We start from the raw sequence: 24,139 nt of genomic DNA, 5'->3' as shown, positions 1-24,139 counted from the left end.
CGTTTTCTCCTATGAAGCGCGCCGCGGCAGCCGGCGTCTTCACCAAACTGATCCGCTTTTTTCAGCTCTTTCTGAATCTGTACTAGTCCTCGCCATCGGCCTACCTTGACGCTACAGGCACCAGCCTGTCCGCGCGCGCCGCCTACCGGTGGCCACCCCGCGCGGGTCTTGAGTCAGGAATCATCCGCCATGGATAGCGACGCGCTACTGCTTGCCCGAATACAGTTCGGTTTCACCATCTCTTTTCACATCATCTTTCCCGCCATCACCATCGGGCTGGCCAGCTACCTGGCCGTGCTGGAAGGCTGCTGGCTGCGTACCCGCAACACGGTCTACCGCGACCTCTACCACTTCTGGACCAAGATCTTCGCCGTCAATTTCGGCATGGGGGTCGTGTCCGGCCTGGTGATGGCCTACCAGTTCGGCACCAACTGGAGCTTTTTCTCCGATTTCGCCGGCAGCGTCACCGGGCCGCTGCTGGCCTACGAAGTCTTGACCGCCTTCTTCCTGGAAGCCGGCTTTCTGGGCGTGATGCTGTTCGGCTGGTCGCGCGTGGGGCCGGGCCTGCACTTTTTCTCGACCATCATGGTGGCACTGGGCACACTGGTGTCGGCCACCTGGATCCTGGCGTCCAACAGCTGGATGCAGACGCCCGCGGGCTACGAGATCCTGGACGGCCGCGTGGTGCCGACCGACTGGCTGGCCGTGATCTTCAACCCGTCGTTCCCGTACCGCCTGGCGCACATGGGCATCGCCGCCTTCCTGGCCACCGCGCTGATGGTGGGCGCGTCCGGCGCCTGGCACCTGTTGCGCGGCGACCGCAGCCCGGCCGTGAAGAAGATGTTCGCGATGGCGATGGCCATGCTGGCGATATCGGCGCCGCTGCAAGCCGTGGTGGGCGACTTCCATGGCCTGAACACGCTCAAGCACCAGCCGGCCAAGATCGCCGCCATCGAAGGCCACTGGGACAACGAGCCCGGTGCGGGCGTGCCGCTGACGCTGTTCGGCATTCCCGACATGGAACGCGAAGAAACCCGCTACGCCGTCAACATCCCGCGCCTGGGCAGCCTGATCCTGACCCACAGCTGGGACGGCCAGTTTCCCGGCCTGAAGTCGTATCCGCCCCAAGACCGGCCCAATGCCACCGTGGTGTTCTGGTCGTTTCGCGTGATGGCCGGGCTGGGCATGCTGATGATCGCTTTGGCAGCCTGGGCGCTGTGGGCGCGCTGGCGCGGCAAGCTGTACCAGTCGCGGGCCTTGCAGCGCTTTGCGCTGTGGATGGGGCCGTCCGGCCTGGTGGCGATCCTGGCGGGCTGGTATGTCACCGAGATCGGTCGCCAGCCGTGGATCGTCTACGGCGTGATGCGCACAGCCGATGCCGCCACGCGCCACGGCATCGGCGAACTGACGCTGACCCTGGCGCTGTTCGTGGTGGTGTACCTGTTCGTGTTCGGCGCCGGCGTGTCGTACCTGCTGCGCCTGATCCGCATGGGTCCCACACCGGCGCCTGGCCATGCGCCGCTGTCCGGCGGCCCGGGCGAACCGCGTCAACCTTCGCGGCCGCTGTCGGCCGCCTCCACCTCGGCGGATGTTCCGTCCGCCTCACGCAACGCCAAGGGAGCCTGACGCCATGGGTATCGATCTTGCACTGATATGGGCCGTCATCATCCTGTTCGGCGTGATGATGTACGTGGTGATGGACGGCTTCGACCTGGGCATCGGCATCCTGTTCCCGCTGGTCACCGATGCTGAGGAACGCGACGTCATGGTCAACACCGTGGCGCCCGTGTGGGACGGCAACGAGACCTGGCTGGTGCTGGGCGGCGCGGGCCTGTTGGCGGCGTTTCCGCTGGCGTATTCGGTGATCCTGAGCGCGCTGCACCTGCCGCTGGTGTTCATGCTGCTGGGGCTGATCTTTCGCGGCGTGGCGTTCGAATTCCGCTTCAAGGCGGACCCGCACCACCGTCCGCTGTGGGACCGCGCGTTCGTGCTGGGGTCGCTGTGCGCGACGTTCTTCCAGGGCGTGACGCTGGGCGCCTACATCGAAGGCATACCGGTCGTGGACCGCGCCTATCAAGGCGGCGCGTGGGACTGGATCAGCCCGTTTTCGCTGTTCACCGGCGTGGGCCTGGTCGTTGGCTACGCGCTGCTAGGCTGCACCTGGCTGATCATGAAGACCGAAGGCCGCCTGCATCGCCACATGTGCTCGCTGGCCCGGCCGCTGACGCTGGCGCTGCTGGGCGTGATCGCCGTGCTCAGCCTGTGGACGCCGCTGGCGCAGCCGCAGATCGCGCAGCGCTGGTTCAGCCTGCCGAACATGTTCTGGTTCCTGCCCGTGCCGTTGCTGGTGGCGGCCGCCGGCTTCGATCTGGTGCGGCGCGTGCGCGGTACGCCCAACGCCGGCCCCTTCGTGCTGGCGCTGTGCCTGGTGTTCCTGGGCTATAGCGGCCTGGGCATCAGCATCTGGCCCGCCATCATTCCGCCCGACGTGTCCATCTGGACCGCCGCCGCGCCGCCGCAAAGCCTGGGCTTTGCGCTGGTCGGGGCGCTGGTCATCATTCCGATTATCCTGATGTACACCGCCTGGTCCTACTACGTGTTCCGCGGCAAGGTGCGCGCGGGCGAGGAGTTCCATTGATGCATGCCGCCCCTTCCCCCTCCTCGTGGCGCAGCCGCTTGCTGTGGCTGGCGCTGATCTGGGCCGGCAGCGTGGCCGCGCTGGGCGTGGCCGCCTATGCCTTGCGCCTCATCATGCGCGCCGTCGGCATGTCGACTTGATTTCCCGCCTTTCACGGACCCGCCATGAAGCGCTATGAACGCCTGACCGAAGACATCACCGCCTCGATCCTCTCGGGCCTGTTGCAGGCCGGCGACCGCCTGCCCTCGGTGCGCCAGACCAGCGCCAGCCGCGGGGTCAGTCCGTCGACGGTGTTCAAGGCCTACTACCTGCTGGAAGCGCGCGGCCTGATCCGCGCACGCGACCGGTCCGGTTACTACGTGCTGCACGCGCCCCATGCAGCGCTACCCGAACCCGACGGTCTGTCCAGCGCCAGCGCGGGCCGCCATCCGGTGGACGTCAGCGACAACGTGCTGCAAGTGCTCAACGCCACCCTGCGGCGCGACATGCTGCCGTTCGGGTCGGCCTTTCCCAGCCCATCGCTGCTGCCCTACGGCCGGCTGGCCAAGTTCATGGCAAGCGCGGTGCAACAGCTGGACCCCTGGAGTTCCATCGACGACCTCAGCCCGGGCGATGCCGCGCTGCGCCGCGCCATCGCGCTGCGCTACCTGGCCGACGGCCTGACGGTGCCGGTGGAAGACATCATCATCACCAATGGCGCGCTGGACGCGCTGAACCTGTCGCTGGCCGCCGTGACACAGCCCGGCGATGCCGTCATCGTCGAATCGCCCACCTTCTACGCCGCGCTGCAATCGCTGGAACGCAACCAGCTGCACGCCATCGAAGTGGCCACGCATCCGCGCGAAGGCATCGACCTTGAGGCCCTGGAACGCGCCATCGTGCAACACAAGCCGCGCGCGTGCTGGCTGATGACGACCTTCCAGAATCCCTTGGGCAGCCTGATGCCCGAGGCCAAGAAAGAAGCGCTGGTGCGGCTCTTGACCGAGCATGGCGTGGCGCTGATCGAAGACGACGTCTATGGCGAGCTCTATTTCGGCGACACCCGGCCGCGCCCCGCCAAGGCCTTCGACCGCGAAGGCCTCGTGATGCATTGCTCGTCGTTCTCGAAAACGCTGGCGCCGGGCTATCGCGTGGGCTGGGTGGCCGCCGGGCGCCATACCCGCGCCATCATGCGCAACAAGCTCACCACCAGCCTGGCCACCGCCGCGCCCACCCAGGCCGCCATTGCCGCCTATCTGGCCCAGGGCGGCTACGATCGCCACCTGCGCCAGTTCCGTCAGACGCTGGCGCTGCAACAAGGCGAGGTCCTGCAAGCCGTGGCGCGCTACTTTCCAAAAGGTACGCGCGCCACGCGGCCGCTGGGCGGCTACTTCACCTGGGTCGAACTGCCCGCGCACATCGACACGCTGCAGCTGCATCGCGCGGCCCTGGGCCACGGCATCAGCATCGCGCCGGGGCCGCTGTTCTCGTCGTCAGGCGCCTTCGGCAACTTCCTGCGCTTGAATTACGGACACCCCTGGAATGCCGGGATGGAACAGGGCATGGCGACGCTGGGCAAGCTCATGGGGACATGAAATCCGCCATATTGATACAGATAGAAACCCCGCCTCGACCCACATCCCTTAGAGTGCGAAGCCTTCGACATCTGGACGGTGCCGCGTCGCGGCGCGTTTCTCATGACTGCTTCGTTCCCCCGAGTTTTGCCGCGCCACGCGCTGGGTTGCTACCTGGGCGCCGCGGCCCTGCTGTACCTGTTCTGCGCGCAACTGCTGGCCGCCATCGATATCTGGCTGCTGCCCCGCAGCCTGCTCGTCGAGATGCTGCGCTACCGCGCCATGTGGCTGGTGTTCTTCCTGACGCTGCCCACCGTGGGCTACCTGCTGTGGCGCGGGTCGGACCTGGTCGCATGGTGGCGCGCCCCGGCCGCGCTCACACTTGACGGCCACGCGCTGCATCTGGGCACGCGCACCGTGCCCTATACCGACATTGCGTCGATGCGCCACCTGCACAACCGCGACCATCTGCTGCTGACCCTGCACAGCGGCGAACGCATCCGGCTGCGCCTGGCGATCTGGCAAGACGCCTATGCACTGGCTGAACACCTGGAAGATGCGGTGGGCGGCAATCTCGAAGCCGATACCCGGCGCCAGCTGCAAGCCGGCGCCACCGTGGCGTTCGGCCCGCTGGGCATGAACGCCGCCGGCCTGGTGCACAAGGGCCAGCAGATTCCCTGGACCGCCATCGACACTATCCGTACGCAATCGGACAGCGAAGACATGGAAACCGACGAGACGCTGATCATCGTCGCCCAAGGCAAGACCCACAAGATCGATCGGTCCAGGATCGTCAATGAATCGGTGATGCTGGCCTGTCTACGCCAATACCTGCCCGGCGCCTGACTTCGATTCCGCCCCGTCACAGGACGGCGGTCCCTTTCCCCTTTTTGCGCAGCCTCGACATGGAAATCTACAGCTCCCCCGCCCAACAATCGCAAACGCTGGCCGACCGTCCCGTGTATTTCTCCCGCAACCGCCTGATCGCGGGCGCGGTCATCTGGACCGTCGCGGCACTGGTCTTCGGTTTCCTGGCCGCGCGCTCGCGCGACAGCATGGGCGCCCTGGCATTCTTTGCCGCCATCGCCGCCATCGGCGTCTGGCTGGTCGTCAAATGCCTGACGCGCGCCTTCGGCCCGGCCACGCCCGTCATCACCTTCACCCGCGACGGGCTGAAGATCACCGACGGCACCGTCATTCCGTGGGACGCCATCAACGAGAACACCTACGTCAATCAAAGCTACGTCGGCATTCCCACCGCCAGGCAGATCCAGCTGAAGACCTCGCTGCCGAACAGAAAACGCGTGCTGATCCAGGCCATGGCGCTGGAGATCAACGGCGACGAATACCTGGCGTTGTGCGACGCCTACCAGGCGCGTTGAAACGCGGCTGACGGGCACGTCAGATCAAGGTCGCAAGCCGCCAGCGGCGCGTGCGCCAGCAAGGAAAACAGCAGGGTCGTCAGCATGCGCGAAATCCTGGTATGCGACCCTGCATGGCTCACCTGACGATCATCAGTTCGCCGTCGCGCCCGAGTCCTTCACGGCCTGCGCCCACGCCACGATCTCTGCCTGGATGAAGGCGCCGAACGCGGCCGTGTTCACATTCGATGCCTGCGCGCCTTCTTCCATCAGGCGCTGGCGCACGGCGGGTGCAGCCAATGCGCCGCTCAACGCGGCATTCAATTTCTGCACCACCGCGTCGGGCGTGCCCGCCGGCGCCACCACGCCATGCCACGACAAGGCCTGGAAGCCTGGCAAGCCGGATTCGGCCATGGTCGGAATGTCGGGCAGCGCGGGCGAACGCTGGGGCGAGGTCACCGCCAGTGCGCGCAACGTACCCGCCTTGATATGCGGCAGCGCCCCCGGAATGGTCGTGAACAGAAAATCGATCTGGCCGCCGATCAGATCGGTGATGGCGGGGCTGCCGCCCTTGTAGGGCACGTGGGTGAACTGCAGGCCGGCCGCGCGCTTGAACATCTCGCCGGCCAGGTGCCCGGGGGTGCCCGCGCCGGCCGACCCCATGTTGCTGCGGTCGCCCTGCGCTTTGATGTGGGCGATCAACGCCTGCACATCGGCGGCCTTCACGTTGGGGCCGATCACCAGCACATTGGGCACCGTGGCCAGCAGCGTGACGGGCGTGAAATCCTTGACCGCGTCGTACGAGATGCGCGAGTACAGCGACGGGTTGATGCCGTGCGTGCTGGCGGTGGCCAGCAGCAGCATGTAGCCGTCCGGCGCGGCCGAGGCCACCTGCTTGGCCGCGATGGTGCCGTTGGCGCCGCCCTTGTTGTCGATCACGATGGTCTGGCCCAGCGTCTTGGCGGCTTCGGCCGCCACGGTGCGCGCCAGGATGTCGGACGTGCCCCCCGCCGAATGCGGCACCACCAGCGTGATGGGCTTGGCGGGAAAGGTCTGTGCGTGCACGGTCGGCAGGGCCGACAGCAGACAGGCGGCAAGCGCCGCGCGGGCGATGCGGGTAGGGAACATGCGGGTCTCCTGATGGATATGGATTGCGGCGCCATCGAGGGCGCCGTCATGCGAGCGGGTACAACGTATCGATGCGCGGCGTCCGGACTGGCGTCCCGGCGCCGTGCGGGTCCGACGTTCAGTCGGCCCCCAACTGCAGCTTGTTGGGCTGGCGTTTTTCGATCGACCACTTCAGCAACGCGGCCGATCGGTAGATGCCGTGCGCGAACTTGCCGTAGGGCAGCGTCAGGAAGAGCGCCATCACCACGCCCAGGTGCACCGCCAGCAGCAGCGCCATGGCGCCGGTGTCGCGTCCGGCCAGCAGCGCCAGGCCCGTGGCGCTGGTCAGGAACAGCAGCGCGATGAAGCCGCGGTCCATCGGCTTTTGCGCGGCGTCGCCATGCTGCGGATGGCGCTTGAGGTTCAACCACAGCAGCCCCGCCGGCCCGACCAGCAGGCCGATGCCGCCTACCGTGCCCAGCAGCACCGGCGCGCTCCAGAACGGATATGGCGCCTGCTGGCCCAGCAGGTAGTGGTACAGCGTGGCCACGACCGTGGCGGCAAAGCACAGCATGAAGCCGTAGAACGTGAAGTGGTGAAAGCGGCGGCGCCACAGGGTGAAGGCGTCGTCGGCGTTGTTGCAGCCCTTGCCGTGGCCGCCGTCCAGATAGCGCAGCCGCAGCGCATCGTGCGCGGCCTCGGCCACGGCGGCGCCGCTGGCCGCGCCCGGGCTGACGTCGCGCCAGAACTTCGCCACCCCCACGCCCAGCGCCAGCATGGCAAAGCCGAATACCGCGCCGAACATCAGCGCCAGCGTGTTGTGCGGAAACACCGCATAGAAATTGCCGGCCATCGGCGCATGCCACAGGCTGCCGGTCAGCAGCACCGCCAGCGCCAGGAACAGCGCAAGACTCGCCGCGGCAGCCAGCGACAGCGTCAGCCCGTTGCGGCGGTACAGCTGGCCCAGCGCGGGCGGCCAGGCGTAGTCGGTGTACGTCTGCATGCGCACCTTGGCCATGGCCTGCGGCACGTTCACCGCGAACTCATGCGGCGGCGCGTATTGGCAGGCGTGCAGACAGGCGCCGCAGTTGTGGCACAGATTGGCCAGGTAGTTCAGGTCGGCCTTGCCGAATTCCAAACGCCGGGTCATGGCGGGAAACACCGCGCAGAACCCTTCGCAATAGCGGCAGGCGTTGCAGATCTGCATGACGCGGGCCACTTCGGCCTCGTCGCCGCTGAGCGCATCGGGCGCGGCGGCAACCGGCGAAGAGGCCGGCGCGGCGCCACGGCCATGCCATGTGACGACCTGCTCGGCCATCGCGGCCTGGGGAGGGGTGAACGACTGGGCCTCCTGGGCCAGGGCTTCAAGCTGCCGCATGGCGGGCTCCTTCGGAATGGGCGCGACGCGCGGCGGCCGCGGCGCGGGTGCCGGCGATGCGGCCGAACGCCGTGCCGATGGACATGCCCACCCCCGCCGTATAGCCCTTGCCCAGCACGTTGCCGGCCATCATTTCGCCGGCCACGAACAGGTTGTCGCTGGGCACATCACCAAAGCGCACCGCAGCGGTCTCATCGACCTTCAGGCCCAGGTAGGTGAACGTGATGCCGGGGCGCAGCGCATAGCCGTAGAACGGCGCGGTGTCGAGGGGCCGGGCCCAGTGGGTCTTGGCGGGCGTCACGCCTTCGGTATGGCAGTCGTCCAGCGCGGTATGGTCGAACTTGCCGACCCGGCAGGCCTGGTTGTAGTCGCGCACGGTGCGTTCGAACGCCACCGGGTCCAGGCCCAGCTGCGTTGCCAGTTCGGGCAGCGTGTCGGCCTTGACGCCCGGAAACACCGGCGGCATGAAGCGCCCGATGGCCTTGGCGTCGATGATCGAATAGGCGATCTGCCCCGGCTGCATGGCCGTCAGGCGGCCCCAGATGGCATAGCGCTTGGGCCAGAAATCCTCGCCTTCGTCATAGAAGCGCTGCGCATCGCGGTTGACCACCACGCCCAGCGACACGCAATCGATGCGGGTACAGATGCCGCCGTCGTACAGCGGCGCGCGGGCGTCGATGGCCACGCAATGCGACTGCGACGGATCGCCGATGCGGTCCGCGCCCGCGTCCAGCATGAACTTGAGCAGCACGCCCTGGTTGAAGCGCGTGCCGCGGATCAGGAAGTTGTCGGCCGGCCATTCGCCGCGTTCGTTCTGGCCCCAGGCCTCGCGCAGCCATTCGCGGTTGGACTCGAAGCCGCCGGCGGCCAGCACACAGGCGCGCGCCTCGATGCGTTCGGCGCCGATGCGCGCGGCGATGAAGCGGCCGTCTTGCAGTTCCAGCGCATCCACCGGCGCGTCGTAGCGTATCTGCACGCCCAGCGCTTCAGCGCTGCGGTAGTAGGCATTGACCAGCGCCTTGCCGCCGCCCATGAAGAACGCATTGGTGCGGGCCACGTGCAACGCACCCGACAGCGGCGGCTGGAAGTTCACGCCGTGGCGCCGCATCCAGTCGCGACAGGTGGACGACTCGCGGATCACCAGCCGCGCCAGATGTTCGTTGGTCTGGCCGCCAGTGACCTTGAGCAGGTCCTGCCAGTATTCCTCTTCGGGATAGGCTTCGACCAGCACGTCCTGCGGTGCATCGTGCATGCAGCGCAGGTTGCGCGTGTGCTGCGAATTGCCGCCGCGCCATTCGCGCGGCGCGGCTTCCAGCAGCAACACGCTGGCACCGGCTTCGCGCGCCATCAGGGCCGCGCACAGCGCCGCATTGCCCCCTCCCACCACCAGAACGTCGACCATGACCGCATTTCCTGATTCAAGGAATGCACTGTAGGTCGATGCGCCGCGCTGCGATATCCGCGCGGCGTCAACGGGTCTTCACGATTCGTGAAGGGTCGTGACCGCCCAGGTGCCCGCGCGCGCCAGGCTGCGCGACACATCCGCCAGCACCAGCCGCGCGGCCAGCGCCGCGGGCGACAGTTCGTCTTCGGACAGGCTGGCCAGCAGATTGGGCCGGAACAGGTCCGCATCGTCGATGCGGGCCATGGCCAACTGGCCCGGCGCGATGCGGGCCGTGGCCGAGCTGGGCTGGATGGTGGCGGCGTAGCCCAGCTGCACCACGTCCATCAGCAACGCCAGGCCATCGACTTCGGCCACTACCCGTGGCGTCAGGCCAGACTTCTGGAACGCGTGGTTGACCAGGGCGCGCAGCCCATGGCGGCCGCTGGGCAGCACCAGCGGCAGGTCGGCAATGTCTTCCAGCCGGGTGGTCGCCCCCGCCGGCAGACCGGGCATGCCGCGCCGGGCGCACAGGTACAGCGGTTCGTCCAGCAGCGGCATCACGCTCCAGCGGCGCGCGGCCTCGGCGTGGAACACGATGGCCAGGTCCAGCAGGCGGCCGTTGAGCATGTCGGCCAGATGGCCCGACAGGGCTTCGACCAGGTGCAGGCGAATGTCCGGATAACGCTCGTTCATGGCCTGCACGAACGGCGCCCCCAGGATCGAGGCGGTGGTGGACGACAGCCCCACGCTGACGTGCCCGGCCAGCCGCGCCTGCTGGGCGGCGCGCACGGCATCGTCGGCATGGCGCAGCGCCAGCTGGGCCTGGCGAAAGAACGCCAGCCCCGCGTCGGTGGGCACCACGCCGCTGGCGCTGCGCTGCAACAGGCGCGTGGCCAGCTCGCCTTCCAGGCGGCTGATCTGCTGGCTGAGCGCCGACGTCACCATATCCAGGGACGCGGCCGCGCGGCCGATGCTGCCGGCTTCGACGACGCGGACAAAATAACGCAGCTGGCGCAGTTCCATGGGGCCGGATGATCAGAATGAAGATCAGCCGATTGTAGGGCGGGCAGCACAGGGCTGCCTGTGCAGGCAGGCCTCCGAAGAGGCCATCACAAGGTCCCCCGTGGGGACGACCCGTGATGGTCTTCGGCCAGGATCACCTCAATAACGCGCGTCCTTGGGCTTCTTGCCGTTCGGCCAGTCCTTTTCCTTGCCCGGGAAGTCCGGGCGCGGCATGTGGGTGAAGTATTCCGCCACGTCCACCGCGTCCTGGTCCGACAGCACGCCGCCCTCGCCCCAGGTGCCGTGGGTGTTCACGCCCATCGGCATGCTGTTGCGGATGAAGGCCGCGGCCTTGTAGGTACGCGCCAGGCCCGCGCCGATGTTGAACGACTCGTCGCCCCACAGCGGCGGAAACACGACATCGCCCGCACGGTCCTTCTTGCCTTCGCCGTTGGCGCCGTGGCAGGCGGCGCACTGCGCCGCATACAGGCTTTTCCCGCGCACGGGGTCGCCGATCAGCTTGGTGTCGATCGGCCAGGCGTTTTCGATCTGCACCTTGGCGCCGTGCGGCACGTCCTGCGCCAGCCACTTCATGTAGGCCACCATGGCCTGCATTTCCGGCGACGTCTTGTCCAGCGGCTTGCCGTTCATCGAGCGCATGAAACAGCCATTGATGCGGTCTTCCAGCGTCACCACGCGGTTGGCGCGCGGGTTGAACTGCGGAAACGAATTGACCGTGTTGATGTACGGCGCGCCCAGCGGCTTCTTGCCCTGCTGCACGTGGCAGCTGTTGCAATTCATGCTGGCGCCGGTGTTCTGCGGCAGCAGGCGGCGGGTTTCGTTGAGCAGGCGCTTGCCGTAGTTGATCTGGTCGGCGTTGGGTTCCTTGGCAATCAGCGTGTCGGACGGAATGGTGTAGTCGGCCAACCGCTTGCCGTCCTTGTCCAGCACGGCGAAGGTCTTGCCGTTGGGGTCCGCAGCCGGCGTATCCTGCGCCGCCATCGCGGCCATGCCGCCCCCGACCGTGGCCGCCAGCACCAGCGCCGCGGCAATCTTGAGCCTGTTATTCATGTTTGCCTCCCGACACGATGTTCGGTTTCTTGCCCGCCAGGAAGTCGCGGATGTGCGCCACATCGCCATCGGCGATGGCCGGCGCCTGGTTGGTCCAGGCCGTACGGATGAAATTGATGACGTCGGTGATGTCGCGGTCGCTCAGGTGGTTGAACCCGGGCATGGCGAAGGCCATGGCGTCATGGTCGTTGGCGGGCATCTTGCCGCCTTCCAGGGTGATCTGGATGATGGACTGCGGGTTCTGCGCGAAGATGGCCGAATTGCCTGCCAACGCCGGGAAAATGCGCGGCATGCCCTGGCCGTCGGCGCGGTGGCAGACCACGCACTGTTCCATGTAGATCACCGCGCCGCGCGAGTCGTAGCGGCCATCGAGCAGGGCCGCCGTGGTGGTGTCGGCCTTGGCGGCAAACACCGGCAGCTTGCCCTGCACCGGCGGCAATTGCTTCAGGTAGGCCGCGATGCTGGCCAGGTCGTTGTCGCTGAAATGGCGCGTGCTGTGCTCGACCACGTCGGCCATCGCGCCAAACGCCGCCACCTTGTCGGTGCGGCCCGTCTTCAGGAACAGCGCAATGTCTGCCGCCGTCCACGATTGCAGGCCCTGGGCTTCGCCGCGCAGGCTCTTGGCGCGCCAGCCGTCGATCACCGCGCCCGACAGGAAGGCATCGCCATCCGCCATGGACAGCGCTTTTTCCTGGTAGGCCAGGCCGCGCGGCGTATGGCAGGCGCCGCAATGCCCCGGCCCTTCCACCAGATAGGCGCCGCGCGTCAGCATTTCGTCGGCGCCGGCCGGCGCCGCAAACTGCCGCTTGCCGGCAAACAACGCCTGCCACCAGGCCATGGGCCAGCGCATGTTCAGCGGCCAGGGAATGGTGGAGTCGGCGCTGGGCTTGCTGTCGGGCTTCACGTCGGCCATGAAGTAGGCGTACAGCGCCTGCACGTCGGCGTCGGGCATGATGGCGTACGACGGATAAGGCATGGCCGGATAGAGCGGCGTGCCGTCCTTGCGGATGCCGTACTGCACCGCGTTCTTGAAATCGGCGTAGCTGTAGGCGCCGATGCCGGCGGTCTTGTCGGGCGTGATGTTGGACGAGTAGATCGTGCCCACCGGCGTCTGCATCGCCAGGCCGCCCGCAAAGGGCTTGTCGCCGGGCACGCTGTGACAGGCCACGCAATCGGCCGTGCGCGCGATATAGGCGCCGACCTCGGCCATGCGCCGATCCTGCGGATCGACGGTGGCCGTCGTTTCCGTCTTGCGATGGGCGGTAAGCACCTGGGCGCCGCCGATGGCCCCGCCTGCCAATACCAGCAGCGCCACCACCGCCTTGATCCCGAACTTCTTCATCTGACCCTCCGTTACGCGCCGGCAAGCGCGTACGTCGGGTGTTCGTACTGCGTTGTCCAGCTTATGAGGCCAGCTTACGCGTTTTAGTAATAAGCATATGACTGAAAAGCATGAAAGTATCGGGCTTGTTTGATCGGGCGCAAAGGGCGTTCAGACAACGGTGCCGCGGCCAAGAACGAAGGCCCCCGAAGAGGCCCCGTAGTCTGGCGTCTGTTACCTCCGCTTTTGGCGGAACCGCTCAAGCCGGAATAGTCAGACCCTTTACCACTGCCGGACGCGCCACGAAAGCTTCCAGCACGCGGGCGACGTTCTTGAATTGCGAGAACTCGACCAGGTCGCCGGCGCCGTAGAAGCCGATCAGGTTGCGTACCCACGGCAGGATCGCGATGTCGGCGATGGTGTACTGGTCGCCCATGACCCAGGCGCGCCCTTCCAGGCGCTTGTCCAGCACGCCCAGCAGGCGCTTGGATTCGGCCACGTAACGGTCGCGCGGGCGCTTGTCTTCGTAGTCCTTGCCGGCGAACTTATGGAAAAAGCCCAGCTGGCCGAACATCGGGCCGATGCCGCCCATCTGGAACATCACCCATTGCAGCGTTTCATAGCGGCCGGCGGTGTCGGCGGGGATGAACTGGCCCGTCTTGCTGGCCAGGTAGACCAGGATGGCGCCAGACTCGAACAGCGCCAGCGGTTTGCCGTCGGGGCCGTTGGGGTCCAGGATCGCCGGGATCTTGTTGTTCGGGCTGAGCGACAGGAATTCCGGCGAGAACTGGTCCTGGGAATCGAAGCTGACCCGGTGCGGCTCATAGGGCAGGCCCAGCTCTTCCAGCAGGATCGACACCTTCACGCCGTTGGGCGTGGGCAGCGAATAGAGCTGGATGCGGTCGGGGTGCTGGGCGGGCCATTTTTGGGTGATGGCGAACGAGTCTAGGGAAGACATGCGTAGGAACTCCTGGAGATCCGGGGGGTGGCGATTGGGAACGCGGTGGCGGCGCGGGCGACGGGCAATCCGGCGCCTGCGGGCGTCGCGCAAATTTAACGCAAATCACCCGCTTGGCAAGCGCTCGGCGGCCGGCCCGTGGGCGGCCGACGCGCAACAGACTGTTCCAGGCCTACAGGCCAGGCGCCCAGGCGGGTCGGGCGTCCCGGTTCTGCCGCAGGAATGCCGTGGCCGCGATGATGTCGGCGTCGTTGCGGCGGTCTTCGGCCAGATGCGGCACCTGCTTGCGGAAATCCCGCCACAGGACGGCGGTGCCCTGCCCCAGGGCGGCGGCCGGCCCCTGCGGATAGCGCAGGTCCACGGCCTGGGCCGCATGCATCAGTTCCACCGCCAACAGCCGGGTCAAGGCTGTGATCTGCCCGGTGACGCGCAGCCCGGTCAGCGGCGCGTTGGTGCCGATGTCTTCGATGTTGCCGGCCTGCGCCTGCACGTCGGTCACGACCGGGCCGGACAGGGCCCGCACGTCGGCCGCCAGCGCCGACACGGTCTTCTGGATCGGGCCGTATCCGATGGCGCCGTTGCCCGGGCTGAGAAAGCGCGGCAGCCGCGTGAAGGCCGGGTCGGTCAGGCGCAAGGTGCGCTGCGCCGACAGCTGCGCCACCTGCGACAGGGCCACCGCCGTGCCCTGCAGCGGCAGCACCCAGGCGCTGGGGTCAAAGCCGGCGCTGGGCAGCACGGCCCCGCGCACCGGGCCGTCCGTCACGAAATACTGGGTTTCGTAGGCGGATGCGCCGGGGCTGGGCGTGGCGTCCAGCACCACGGTCGGGTTGTCATCGGAACTGTTGATCTGCACCTGCAACTGGCCGTCCAGCAGCGCCAGCATGTCGCGGGCGGCGCCATGCGCCTGGCTGACGGTGCGAAAGCTGAGCGGATCCTGCAGCGGCCGCTGCGCATCGGTTTTCCATAGCGCGCTGCCTTGCAGCAGCCCCAGCATGCGTTCGGCGGTGGCGCGCTGGCCGGCGTAGGGCCGCTGCGACTGCGCCGGGGCGAGCAGCGGCGCCAGGTTGCCGTCGAGCCCTTCCAGCGACAGCGCCGCCACCGCATCGGCCTGGGCCAGCAGCGCCCGCGCATCGTGCGCGGCCAGCACCGCCACCGCGGCGCCGTAGGCGTTGGAACTGACCATGGAAAGCGCATCCTTGCCGAACGGCCGCACCGGCGCCAGGCCCGCCTCTTGCAGCGCCTGCGCGGCGCCCAGGCGCCGCCCGCCGCGCCAGGCCTCGCCCTCGCCCATCATGACCAGGCCGATCTGCGGCAGGATGGTGATGTCGGCTTCGCCCACCGAGCCTTCGCCCAGCATCACCGGCGTCACATCGCGGTTCAGAAAGGCGGCGTATTGGTCCAGCACCGCGGGCTGCATGCCCGCCCCGCCGAACAGCGCGGTGTTCAGGCGGATCAGCATGGCCGCGCGGGTCACATCGCGCGGCGCCTCGTTGCCGTAGGCCGCGCTGTGCGAATGCAGCAGGTTGCGGTTGAACTGCTCGGACAGGCGCCGCACCTCGGGCGAAATGTCGCCGCCCTGGAAAATGGTCTGGTCCTTGTTCAGGCCCACGCCCCGATTCAGGCCGTACACCGGCTTGTCCAGGCGGGCGTAGGCCAGCAGCAGGTCGTAGGCGCGGGCCGCGCGTTGGGCGGCTTGCGGGGCGATGGTGACGGCGCAGTCCTGCCGCGCCACCGCCACGACCTGGGCGGCAGTCAGCGAGCGGCCGTCCAGGGTGACGGCGCATTCGGTGGACTTGGCCACGGCGGCCGATCCGGTCACCGCAGCGGAAGCTGCCTCTGCCTGCCCCGCAGCCATGCCACAGGCCAGCAGCGACACTGCCACCACCCTGGACAGCCTGCCGCGCCGCGCCCCGCCCTTCGACACCGCTTGAAAAACCGTCATCCCGCCGTCTCCGCTCAAGGTTGCTTGACTGCCTGCGTCAAGGGAATTTGCATCAGGGGAATGCGCATCAGGTCCTGCCCCAGCACCACCGGCCCCTTGAAGGTGTCTTGCGCCGACAGCCAATGCGCCGCCGGGGCATCGCCGGGCACCAGGTGCGACAGCACCAGGCGCTTCACGCCCGCCCGCGTTGCCGCCTCGCCGGCCTGCTGCGGCGTGGTGTGGGCTTCGAGCAGTTGCCGGGCCAACGCCTGCTGGCGTGCATCCCAGGGCTTGGGGCCGACGATGTGGTCGACCCACGCGGGGTCGATGGCCTCGTGCACCAGGATGTCGGCGCCGCGCGCCAGGCGCTCCAGGTTGGGGCTGACCGCCGTATCGCCCGAGAACACCACCGACCCCGCGGCAGTATCGAAGCGATAGGCGAAGTTGGGATACACCAGCCCGTGCGGCACCAGGATGGCCGTGACCGTCACGCGCTCGTCGCGCCAGACCTCGAAGGGGTCCATCGGCGGCGCCGGATTCGTGTTGGGGTCCTGCACCACGCCGGGCGGCACCGGGATGTTGTGCGCCTGGAAAAAGCCGCGCACGTCGGGCACGCCTTCGCTGCGCACCCGGATGTTCAGGTCGGCGGCCATGCCGGCCACCACCGAATCCACCAGATCCGCCGTACCCGCGCCGGGGTTCTCGGCGTGTATCACCGGGTCGCCCGCCAGGCCGGCCGCCAAAGGCGGCAACGCCCCGCGCCGGCCCGGCCCGAAGATCTGCAACGAGGCCTTGGCCCGGCGACGCGCGCTGGGGTCGTACATCAGCAGGCTGGCCAGGTCGATGATGTGGTCGGTATGCAGGTGGGTCAGGAACACGGCCTGCTCGGCGCCCGGCTTGATGCCCGCGCGGCGCAGTTGCCGGTAGGCGCCCGACCCCAGGTCGACGATGTAGGCCTTGCCGTCCACCACCAGCGCCGACGAGATGCCGTGCGGCGAATCGGCGCCGTACCAGGTGGGCCCGCCGGCCACGCCCAACAGCACGAGTTCGGCGGCAGGCGCGGCCGTCGTTGCGGCAACCGGCGCGGCGGCGGGAGACGTGGCGGTCGGCGCAGCCAGAGCGGCTGCGCTGCCCAACACCGACAAGACCAGCGTCGCGGCGGCCGCCAACCTGCCCGGCGCCGCCTTTCGCATCATTTTTCGTGCCGCCCGTTGCGCCACGCTTTGCGCCAGCGTCACCCGGCCGTCAGACATGACGGCTCTGCGGCAACACCGTCAACGCCACCAGCGCCACCACGCAGGCGCCCATCACATACAGGGCCGGCGCGAACGACACACCGGTGGTGTAGGTGATCCAGGTGAGGATGGCAGGCGCAAAGCCGCCCAGCACCGTCACCGCCGTGTTGTACGACAGGGACATGCCCGACGAACGCACGGCGGTCGGGAAGACCTCGGACAGGGCTGCTGGCGCCGTGCCGACATACAGCGCCACCAGCAGGCAGAACAGCGACTGCACCACGATCAGCGCGAATTGCGTGTGGTTGGCCTGCAGCCACATCATCAGCGGGTACACCGTCACCAGCAGCAGCAACGCCGAGCCGCGCAGCACCGTGCGGCGGCCGTAGCGGTCGGACAGCGTGCCCGAAAAGAAGCAGCCGCCGATCAGGAACAGGTTGCCCACCAGCGCCCCCAGAAACGCCTGCGAGCTGGTGAAGCCCATGCTTTTCTGCACGTAGATCGGCATGAAGATGATCAGCGCGTATGGGCCGATCGCCCACAGCACCGACATGCACAGGCCGGTGAACAGTTCACGCGGGTAGTCGCGCAGCACCGCCAGCAGCGGGGCCTTGACGTGGTTTTTAGTGGCCGCCTGACGGGCCTGTTCTTCGCGGAAATGCGGCGTTTCGTCGAGCGTGCGGCGCATCCACAGCCCCACCGGGGCAATCGACAGGCCCACGATGAACGGAATGCGCCAGCCCCACTCGCCCACCTGGTCTTCGGTCAGGAACGTGGTCACCAGCGTGGCAACCAGCGCGCCCAGCAGGTTGGAAATGCCCATGCTGGCCTGCAGCCACGACGCATACTGGCCGCGCTTGCCTTCGGGTGCATGCTCGACCAGGAACGCGGTGGCGCCGCCCACTTCGCCGCCGGCCGAAAAGCCCTGCAGCATGCGGCCGCAGACGATCAAGAGCGGCGCGCCCACGCCGATGGCCGCGTACGGCGGCGCAATGGCGATCAGCAGCGTGCCCAGCGCCATCAGCATGATGGTCATGGTCAACGCGGCCTTGCGTCCGGCGCGGTCGCCATAGGACCCCAGCACCAGCGCGCCCAGCGGCCGCACGATGAAGCCCAGCCCGAAGGCCAGGAACGAGGCCATCAGCTGCACCGTCGGGTCTGCGTTGTGAAAGAAGTTCTGCCCGATGTACACCGCGAACAGCGCGTAGACCGAGAAGTCATACCATTCCAGCGCATTGCCGATGGATGCGGCGATGACGGCCTTCTTGGCGCCCTTGTGTTCGTCGGCGCCGGCATGGGGGGGATTGCCCCCCAATACCCCGGCGCCCGGGTTGATTGCGATGTTCTTCATTGACGTTCCCATTGAATCGCCCCGTATCCGGGGCTGTTATGTCCTGCCGTTCAAGCCCGCACCGACGTATCGATGCGGCCTATGCCTTTTTTGCTGACCTCGTCCAGCGCCTCTTCGTAGCCGGCGTCCGCATAGCGCAGCACGCCGCTGGCCGTGTCGTTGGTCAGCGACAGCGACAGGCGCTGCGCCGCCGCGTCGGTGCCGTCCGCCACCACCGTGACGCCCGCGCTGGTCATGTAGCCGCTGTAGCCGCCGCCCCCGGAATGAATCGCCACCAGGTCGGCGCTGGACGCGCAGTTGATCATTGCGTTCAGCAAGGGCCAGTCGGCGATGGCGTCCGAGCCGTCGCGCATGTTCTCGGTCATGATGTTCGGGTGCGCCATGGCGCCGGCATCCAGGTGGTCGCGGGTGAATGCCACCGGCGCGGCCAGGATGCCTTCCCGCACCATGCGGTTCACTTCCAGCGCCAGCTCGGTGCGTTCGCCGTGGCCCAGCCAGGCGATGCGCGCCGGCAAGCCTTCGAACGGCACTTCCTGGCGCGCCAGGCGAATCCAGTTGGACACGATCAGGTTGTCCGGGAAACGCTGCAGCAGGAAGTCGTCGATCTTGCGGATGTCGTCGGGGTCGTTGGACAGCGCAATCCAGCGGAACGGACCGATGGCGCGCGCAAACAACGGCCGCAGGAAAGCCTCGGTGAACACCGGAATCTCGAACGCGCGGTCCACGCCGCCCTGCTTGGCGTGGGTGCGGATCAGGTTGCCGTTGTCGAACACCACGGCGCCGCGGTCCTTGAAGCCCAGCATGGCGGTGACGTGGCGCACGATGGACTGGCGGCTGGCGTTCATCAGCCCGGCCATGTCGTCCTGGCGCATGCGCGCCACCTGGTCCAGCGTGTAGCCCGACGGCACGTAGCCGTACACCAGGTCATGCGCGGACGTCTGGTCGGTGACGATGTCCGGCACGATGCCGCGCGCCAGGATTTCGGGATAGACGTCCGCCGCGTTGCCCAGCAGCCCCACGGAAATCGGGCGGCGCGCCGCCTGGGCCTCGCGGATCAGGGCCAGCGCCTCGTCCAGCGACTCGGCGCGGCGCTCCAGAAAACCCGCCTTCAGGCGCTTTTCGATGCGTTCCGGGTTGATCTCGACGGTCAGGATGGCGGCGTTGGCCATGCGGCCGGCCAGGGGCTGGGCCCCGCCCATGCCGCCCATGCCGGCGGTCAGGATGAAACGGCCGCGCAGATCGTTGCCGAAGTGGCGTTCGGCGATGCGGCAAAAGATTTCATAGGTGCCCTGGATGACGCCCTGCGAGCCGATGTATTGCCAGTCGCCGGCAGTCAGCCCGCCCCAGCAGATCAGGTTGTCGTCCTGCAACTGGTAGAAGTTTTCGGCGTGGGCCCACTGCCCCACCATATTGCAGTTGGCCATGATGACGATGGGCGCCTGCGGATGGGTGCGCAGCACACCGATGGGCTTGCCCGACTGCACGATCAGGGTCTGGTCTTCTTCCAGTTCGAGCAGCGCGCGCACGATCGCATCGTGCGACGGCCAGTCGCGCGCGGCGCGGCCCAGCGCGGCGTAGACCACCAGGTTGTCCGGGTCTTCGCCCACTGCCAGCACGTTTTCCAGTAGGCGCAGCAGGGCCTCCTGGCGCCAGCCCTTGCACCGCAGCGCCGTGCCGCCGGGAACGTTGAATTCGCGTTTCATCGTAAGGTCCCTCAGCGCGCCAGCGCGTAGCCGGTGAAGTCCATGCCCAGCGCCTTTTCGACGATGGGGTACACCGACGCGTCGGTGACGCTGGAAGACAGCGGAATGTGCTGCTTGGACACGTGCAGGATGGACACCTGCAGGCCTTCTTTGAGCTTGCCCGCGCTGACCGGGTTGCCGTCGGCGTCCAGCGTGGTGATGACGTCGGGGTAGCAGGCGATGCGTTCGCCTTGCGCGTCGGTCACGGCCATGTGTTCGTTCATCACGTGGATGACGCGCTTGCCCGCGCCCTCGCCGATCTCGACGGTGCCGATGTCGAAGGCTTCTTCGGTGTACTTGAGCGTGTTGCGCACCACCCGGCCCGAGCCGATGATTTCGCCCTGCGTGGCCTTGCAGATGGCGTCGATCACGGCGCTGCCGCCCTTGGGCTGCGCCGCCAGGATCGCCTCGCCCAGCGCCAGCGCGCGGCTGATGCCGCCCAGCGCCGCATGACGCCGCACGTACGACGCGCGGATCGGGTTGCGGCAGCTGGCAATGAAGCCGCCGGCCATGTCCGCCGCCTTGCGCAGCACCGGCGACACCTTGCCGGTGGCGCCGTGCACGGTCAGTTCCATATAGGCGTTGTTGGCGCGGTTGCCGCCCACGGCGCACTGGATCATGGGCTCGGGGCTGCCGGCCAAGCCCAGCGACCCCATGTCGCCCGTGGGGTGGGCGCGGATGTCGCCCACCGCGTCCACCACCTTGGTGCCCAGCACCGCCGACGGCAGCCAGCCGTTGAGCGTGCTGGACATGCCGTTCTGGCCGATGATCAGCCCATACAGGCGTTCGCCCAGGGCATCCTGCAGGCGTTCGGCCGCCTTGACGTAGTCGATGCCCAGCATCTGCCAGTCGGTCAGGCCGCCCGGCGCGCCGATGGCGGCAGCCGTGGCGATCCAGGCGTCGTCAGGCACTTCGTCCATCGAGACCAGCTCGGGCCGGCCGATGGTCACCGCCAGCGCCCCCAGTTCGCGGCCATGATCGGCCCAGCCGCCCCCGCCACAGGCAAACACCGAACCGCCCCTGACCGCGGCTTCGACGTCTTTCATCGTCAAGATTCTTCCCATTTCGCCCTTCCTTTCCCGATAGCGGTTTAGCTGGTCCAGCGACGCATGGCGCTGGAGATTTCGGGGAATCATAGGAAGCAATCTTGTTAATGTCGTATTACCTTTTATGCCTTGTATATAACGCTGTGTTAATTGCTGGCCGCGCCCAGAGAGAGGCGCGATCCGGGGCCGCGCCGCACCTAGGGATATCCCCAGGCGAGATATCAGTGGGATTCGGGGGAAGCCGGCAGGTCCAGCTTGTGCAGCACGTCAATGAACGCCTGCGCCAACCGCGACAGGGGCTGCAATTGCAGGTGGAACACATTGACCGGCGCATGCACCGTATCCACGATCGGCACCGTCACCACGTCGGACCAGATCGGCCCCGCCACCGTGATCTCGTCCACCAGCGCCACCCCGGCCCCGGCCTGCACCAGCGCACAGGCCACGTGCGCCTGCTGCACCTCGATGCGCGGTTCGGGCTGGGCGTCTTCGGTGCCGAACAGCTTGTGAACCAGCATGCCGAACGGAATGTCGGCGCTGTAGCCGATCAGCGGTTCGCGCGCCAGTTCGGCCGCCGTGACCTGGCGCCGCGCGGCCAGCGGATGCCCTGCCGGCAGCACCGCCACGATCTTGTTTTCATAGAGCGGCCGGGTGGCCAGGCTGGGGTGGTTCACCGGCATGTACGCCACCCCCAGCTCGACCTGCTGGGTCAGCAGCGACTGCTCCATCACCGCCGGAATCAGCGTCTGCAACACGATGCGGATCTCGGGAAACTGGCGGCGGAACCGGGCAATGGCGCGCGGCAGCAGCGACTGCCCCAGGCTGGGGCTGCAAGACAGCCGCAGCTGGCCCTCGCGGTTCTCGGCCAGGTTGTCGGCCACCTCGTTCACGCGCTGCACGTTCTGATAGAGCGCAGTCACTTCCACGAACAGCCGGCGCGCTTCCGGCGTGGGGTACAGCCGGCCCTTGATGCGTTCGAACAGCATCAGCCCCAGGCGCTGCTCGGTATAGGCGATGAGCCGGCTGACGGCGGGCTGCGACACGAACAACAGCTTCGAGGCGCCGCTGATCGAGCCGCTGATCATGATGGCGCGGAACACCTCGATCTGCCGCAGATTCAATTTCATATGCTTAACCTGATGTTAATTCCCATGTACATATAAGCATAAGACGTTTTGATCTGCGGTTACTACACTGCCCTTCAATCCTTAGTCTGAATGGAAGTGGTCATGAGCGATTTCGATTGGGTGGTGCGCGGCAATATCGTCGATCCGCACGGCATTGTGGAAAACGGCTGGCTGGCGGTGCAAGGCGGCAAGATCGCCGCCCGCGGCACCGGCGCGGCCCCCGCGGCGCGCGAGAGCGTCGACGCCACCGGCCAGTGGATCATCCCCGGCGTGGTCGACGGCCAGGTGCATTCCGGCAGCCAGGCCAACCAGGAAGGCCTGGGCTGGGCGTCCCGCGCCGCAGCGGCGGGCGGCGTCACCGTCATGGTCGACATGCCCTACGACGACCCCGAACCCGTGGCCTCGCGCCCGCACCTGGACGCCAAGATCGCCGAGGTCGAACGCGACTGCCACGTCGACGTGGCCCTGTTCGGCACGCTGAACACCCAACACGGCCTGGCGGCCGCCGCCGGCCTGATCGAGGGCGGCGTCTGTGCCTTCAAGTTCTCGACCTTCGAAGCCACGCCCGGCCGCTTTCCGCGCATCGAAGAAGACGATCTGTACGACGCCTTTCGCCTGATCGCGCCGTCGGGCCTGGCCTGCGGCGTGCACAACCAGATGCAGGAAATGACGCGCAAGAACATCGCGCGCCTGGTCGATGCCGGCGACACCGGCTGGGACGCCTTCATGCGCGCCCACACGCCGCTGATCGAAAACCTTGCCACCGCCCTGATCTACGAGATCGGCGCCGAAACCGGCGCCCGCGCCCACGCCGTACACGTGTCCACCTCGCGCGGCTTCGAGATCTGCAACATGTACCGCCGCAACGGCCACCGCGCCAGCATCGAGACCTGCGTGCAGTACCTGATGCTGAACCACGAAGAACACACCCGCCGCTTCGGCGCCAAGACCAAGCACTACCCGCCCATCCGCCCCAAGGCCGAGGTCGACCTGCTCTGGACCCACATCGCCAACGACGAATGCACCTTCGTCTCGTCCGACCACGTCAGCTGGGGCCTGGAGCGCAAGCAGAATCCCAACGTCTTCAAGAACTCATCCGGCGGCCCCGGCCTGGAAACCTTGCTGCCGGCCTTCTGGACCGGCTGCGAAGAACACGGCATCTCGCCCACCATGGTGGTGCGCCAGCTGTGCAGCAACCCCGCCAAGCACTTCCTGCTCGACGACCGCAAGGGCACGCTGGATGTCGGCAAGGACGCCGACATCGTCATCCTCACCCCGGAACGCTACGCCTTCGATCCGTCCGGCAGCCTGGCCGCCGTGAACTGGAGCTCGTTCGAGGGCCGTGAATTCACCGTGCGGGTGGCCGGCACCTGGTGCCGCGGCCAGCAGGTCTACGACGGCCAGCGCATCGTCAACCAGCAAGGCGACGGCCGCTTCCTGCGCCCGCGCCAGGCATGAAGGCCGCGCCCATGTCCCAGCCTTTTCCGCCCCTGAACGCCGATCGCCTGTGGGCTCGCGTCCAGACCCTGTCGCGCTTCACGCTGCCCGACCAGCCCTGGACCCGCCGCGCGTTCTCGCCGCTGTTTCAAGAAGCGCGCCAGTGGCTGCGCGCCGAATTCGAAGCCGCGGGCCTGACGACGCGTGTGGATGCCGGCGGCAACCTGATCGGCACGCGCGCCGGCCGCAACCCTGGCCGCAAGCCGATTGCCACCGGCTCGCATTGCGACACCGTGCCCAGCGGCGGCCGCTTTGACGGCATCATCGGCGTGCTGGCCGGCATCGAAGTCGCCCACACCCTGCAAGAACACGGCATCGAACTGGAACACGACTTCGAAGTCATCGACTTCCTGTCCGAAGAACCCAGCGACTACGGCATTTCCTGTGTGGGCAGCCGCGCGCTCAGCGGCCAGCTCAGCGCCGACATGCTGGCCGCCCGCAACCCCG

General features: G+C 67.5%; 21 protein-coding genes. 8 read left to right on the top strand and 13 right to left on the bottom strand.

Features of this window, described 5'->3' with window-relative positions; translation table 11 throughout:
• Positions 1 to 189 precede the first annotated feature (189 nt).
• The 6 genes from U858_RS0122150 to U858_RS0122125 all read left to right on the top strand — a co-directional run bounded on the left by U858_RS0122150 (position 190) and on the right by U858_RS0122125 (position 5,573).
• Positions 190 to 1,626 (top strand): cytochrome ubiquinol oxidase subunit I, encoded by a 1,437-nt coding sequence (locus tag U858_RS0122150; protein WP_025139349.1) that lies wholly within the window; start codon positions 190 to 192, stop codon positions 1,624 to 1,626.
• Positions 1,627 to 1,630: 4 nt separating this feature from the next.
• Positions 1,631 to 2,638 (top strand): cytochrome d ubiquinol oxidase subunit II, encoded by a 1,008-nt coding sequence (gene cydB, locus U858_RS0122145; protein ID WP_025139348.1) that lies wholly within the window; start codon positions 1,631 to 1,633, stop codon positions 2,636 to 2,638.
• Positions 2,638 to 2,778: a DUF2474 domain-containing protein gene (locus tag U858_RS34960; RefSeq protein WP_081821684.1), complete on the top strand. Its 141-nt coding sequence runs from the start codon at positions 2,638 to 2,640 to the stop codon at positions 2,776 to 2,778. The genes cydB and U858_RS34960 overlap by 1 nt, the downstream gene beginning before the upstream one ends.
• Positions 2,779 to 2,802: 24 nt before the next feature.
• Positions 2,803 to 4,212, top strand: a complete 1,410-nt coding sequence (locus U858_RS0122135; RefSeq protein ID WP_025139347.1) for a PLP-dependent aminotransferase family protein — start codon at positions 2,803 to 2,805, stop codon at positions 4,210 to 4,212.
• A 102-nt stretch (positions 4,213 to 4,314) separates the two neighbouring features.
• Complete coding sequence (locus U858_RS0122130; protein ID WP_025139346.1) at positions 4,315 to 5,037, top strand: hypothetical protein; 723 nt, start codon at positions 4,315 to 4,317, stop codon at positions 5,035 to 5,037.
• A 59-nt stretch (positions 5,038 to 5,096) separates the two neighbouring features.
• Positions 5,097 to 5,573, top strand: a complete 477-nt coding sequence (locus U858_RS0122125; RefSeq protein WP_025139345.1) for a hypothetical protein — start codon at positions 5,097 to 5,099, stop codon at positions 5,571 to 5,573.
• A gap of 132 nt (positions 5,574 to 5,705) precedes the next feature.
• Here U858_RS0122125 and U858_RS0122115 read toward each other — a convergent pair whose 3' ends face one another.
• The 13 genes from U858_RS0122115 to U858_RS0122055 all read right to left on the bottom strand — a co-directional run bounded on the left by U858_RS0122115 (position 5,706) and on the right by U858_RS0122055 (position 22,195).
• Complete coding sequence (locus tag U858_RS0122115) at positions 5,706 to 6,680, bottom strand: tripartite tricarboxylate transporter substrate binding protein (protein ID WP_025139344.1); 975 nt, start codon at positions 6,678 to 6,680, stop codon at positions 5,706 to 5,708.
• A 118-nt stretch (positions 6,681 to 6,798) separates the two neighbouring features.
• Complete coding sequence (gene tcuB / locus U858_RS0122110; protein WP_025139343.1) at positions 6,799 to 8,037, bottom strand: tricarballylate utilization 4Fe-4S protein TcuB; 1,239 nt, start codon at positions 8,035 to 8,037, stop codon at positions 6,799 to 6,801.
• Entirely contained in the window at positions 8,024 to 9,439 is a 1,416-nt protein-coding gene (gene tcuA, locus U858_RS0122105; protein WP_025139342.1) for an FAD-dependent tricarballylate dehydrogenase TcuA, read from the bottom strand. Before tcuA ends, tcuB begins: the two co-directional genes overlap by 14 nt.
• Positions 9,440 to 9,517: 78 nt before the next feature.
• Positions 9,518 to 10,444, bottom strand: a complete 927-nt coding sequence (locus U858_RS0122100) for a LysR family transcriptional regulator (protein ID WP_025139341.1) — start codon at positions 10,442 to 10,444, stop codon at positions 9,518 to 9,520.
• 138 nt (positions 10,445 to 10,582) lie between these two features.
• Positions 10,583 to 11,494, bottom strand: a complete 912-nt coding sequence (locus tag U858_RS0122095; protein WP_025139340.1) for a c-type cytochrome — start codon at positions 11,492 to 11,494, stop codon at positions 10,583 to 10,585.
• Positions 11,487 to 12,836 carry a cytochrome c gene (locus U858_RS0122090; RefSeq protein WP_025139339.1) on the bottom strand — a complete coding sequence of 450 codons (1,350 nt, stop codon included), beginning with the start codon at positions 12,834 to 12,836 and terminating at the stop codon, positions 11,487 to 11,489. The genes U858_RS0122095 and U858_RS0122090 overlap by 8 nt, the downstream gene beginning before the upstream one ends.
• 238 nt (positions 12,837 to 13,074) lie before the next feature.
• Positions 13,075 to 13,773 (bottom strand): glutathione S-transferase N-terminal domain-containing protein, encoded by a 699-nt coding sequence (locus U858_RS0122085; protein ID WP_025139338.1) that lies wholly within the window; start codon positions 13,771 to 13,773, stop codon positions 13,075 to 13,077.
• 172 nt (positions 13,774 to 13,945) lie between these two features.
• Positions 13,946 to 15,628 (bottom strand): aromatic amino acid ammonia-lyase, encoded by a 1,683-nt coding sequence (gene hutH, locus U858_RS0122080; protein ID WP_042885416.1) that lies wholly within the window; start codon positions 15,626 to 15,628, stop codon positions 13,946 to 13,948.
• Positions 15,629 to 15,729: 101 nt separating this feature from the next.
• Positions 15,730 to 16,947 (bottom strand): MBL fold metallo-hydrolase, encoded by a 1,218-nt coding sequence (locus tag U858_RS0122075; RefSeq protein WP_025139336.1) that lies wholly within the window; start codon positions 16,945 to 16,947, stop codon positions 15,730 to 15,732.
• Positions 16,940 to 18,280, bottom strand: a complete 1,341-nt coding sequence (locus U858_RS0122070) for an MFS transporter (protein WP_025139335.1) — start codon at positions 18,278 to 18,280, stop codon at positions 16,940 to 16,942. The genes U858_RS0122075 and U858_RS0122070 overlap by 8 nt, the downstream gene beginning before the upstream one ends.
• A gap of 50 nt (positions 18,281 to 18,330) precedes the next feature.
• On the bottom strand, positions 18,331 to 19,983 hold the full coding sequence (locus U858_RS0122065) for a urocanate hydratase (RefSeq protein ID WP_025139334.1): 1,653 nt from the start codon (positions 19,981 to 19,983) through the stop codon (positions 18,331 to 18,333).
• 11 nt (positions 19,984 to 19,994) lie between these two features.
• The gene (locus U858_RS0122060; RefSeq protein WP_025139333.1) at positions 19,995 to 21,086 is read right to left on the bottom strand and encodes a DUF917 domain-containing protein; all 1,092 of its coding nucleotides are present in this window, start codon (positions 21,084 to 21,086) and stop codon (positions 19,995 to 19,997) included.
• A gap of 203 nt (positions 21,087 to 21,289) precedes the next feature.
• Entirely contained in the window at positions 21,290 to 22,195 is a 906-nt protein-coding gene (locus U858_RS0122055; RefSeq protein ID WP_025139332.1) for a LysR family transcriptional regulator, read from the bottom strand.
• Positions 22,196 to 22,297: 102 nt separating this feature from the next.
• Here U858_RS0122055 and U858_RS0122050 point away from each other — a divergent pair, with 102 nt between their 5' ends.
• Positions 22,298 to 23,653 (top strand): dihydroorotase family protein, encoded by a 1,356-nt coding sequence (locus U858_RS0122050; RefSeq protein WP_025139331.1) that lies wholly within the window; start codon positions 22,298 to 22,300, stop codon positions 23,651 to 23,653.
• Between the two features lie 11 nt (positions 23,654 to 23,664).
• Positions 23,665 to 24,139 (top strand): M28 family peptidase (locus U858_RS0122045; RefSeq protein WP_042885413.1); only part of this gene is annotated, 475 nt, incomplete at its 3' end.

It is taken from the genome of Achromobacter sp. DH1f (assembly GCF_000633435.1).
Classification (GTDB): Bacteria; Pseudomonadota; Gammaproteobacteria; order Burkholderiales; family Burkholderiaceae_B; genus Achromobacter; species Achromobacter deleyi.
Note: the sequence above shows the minus strand (reverse complement) of the source record. Positions and strands in the feature narration are given on the sequence as shown.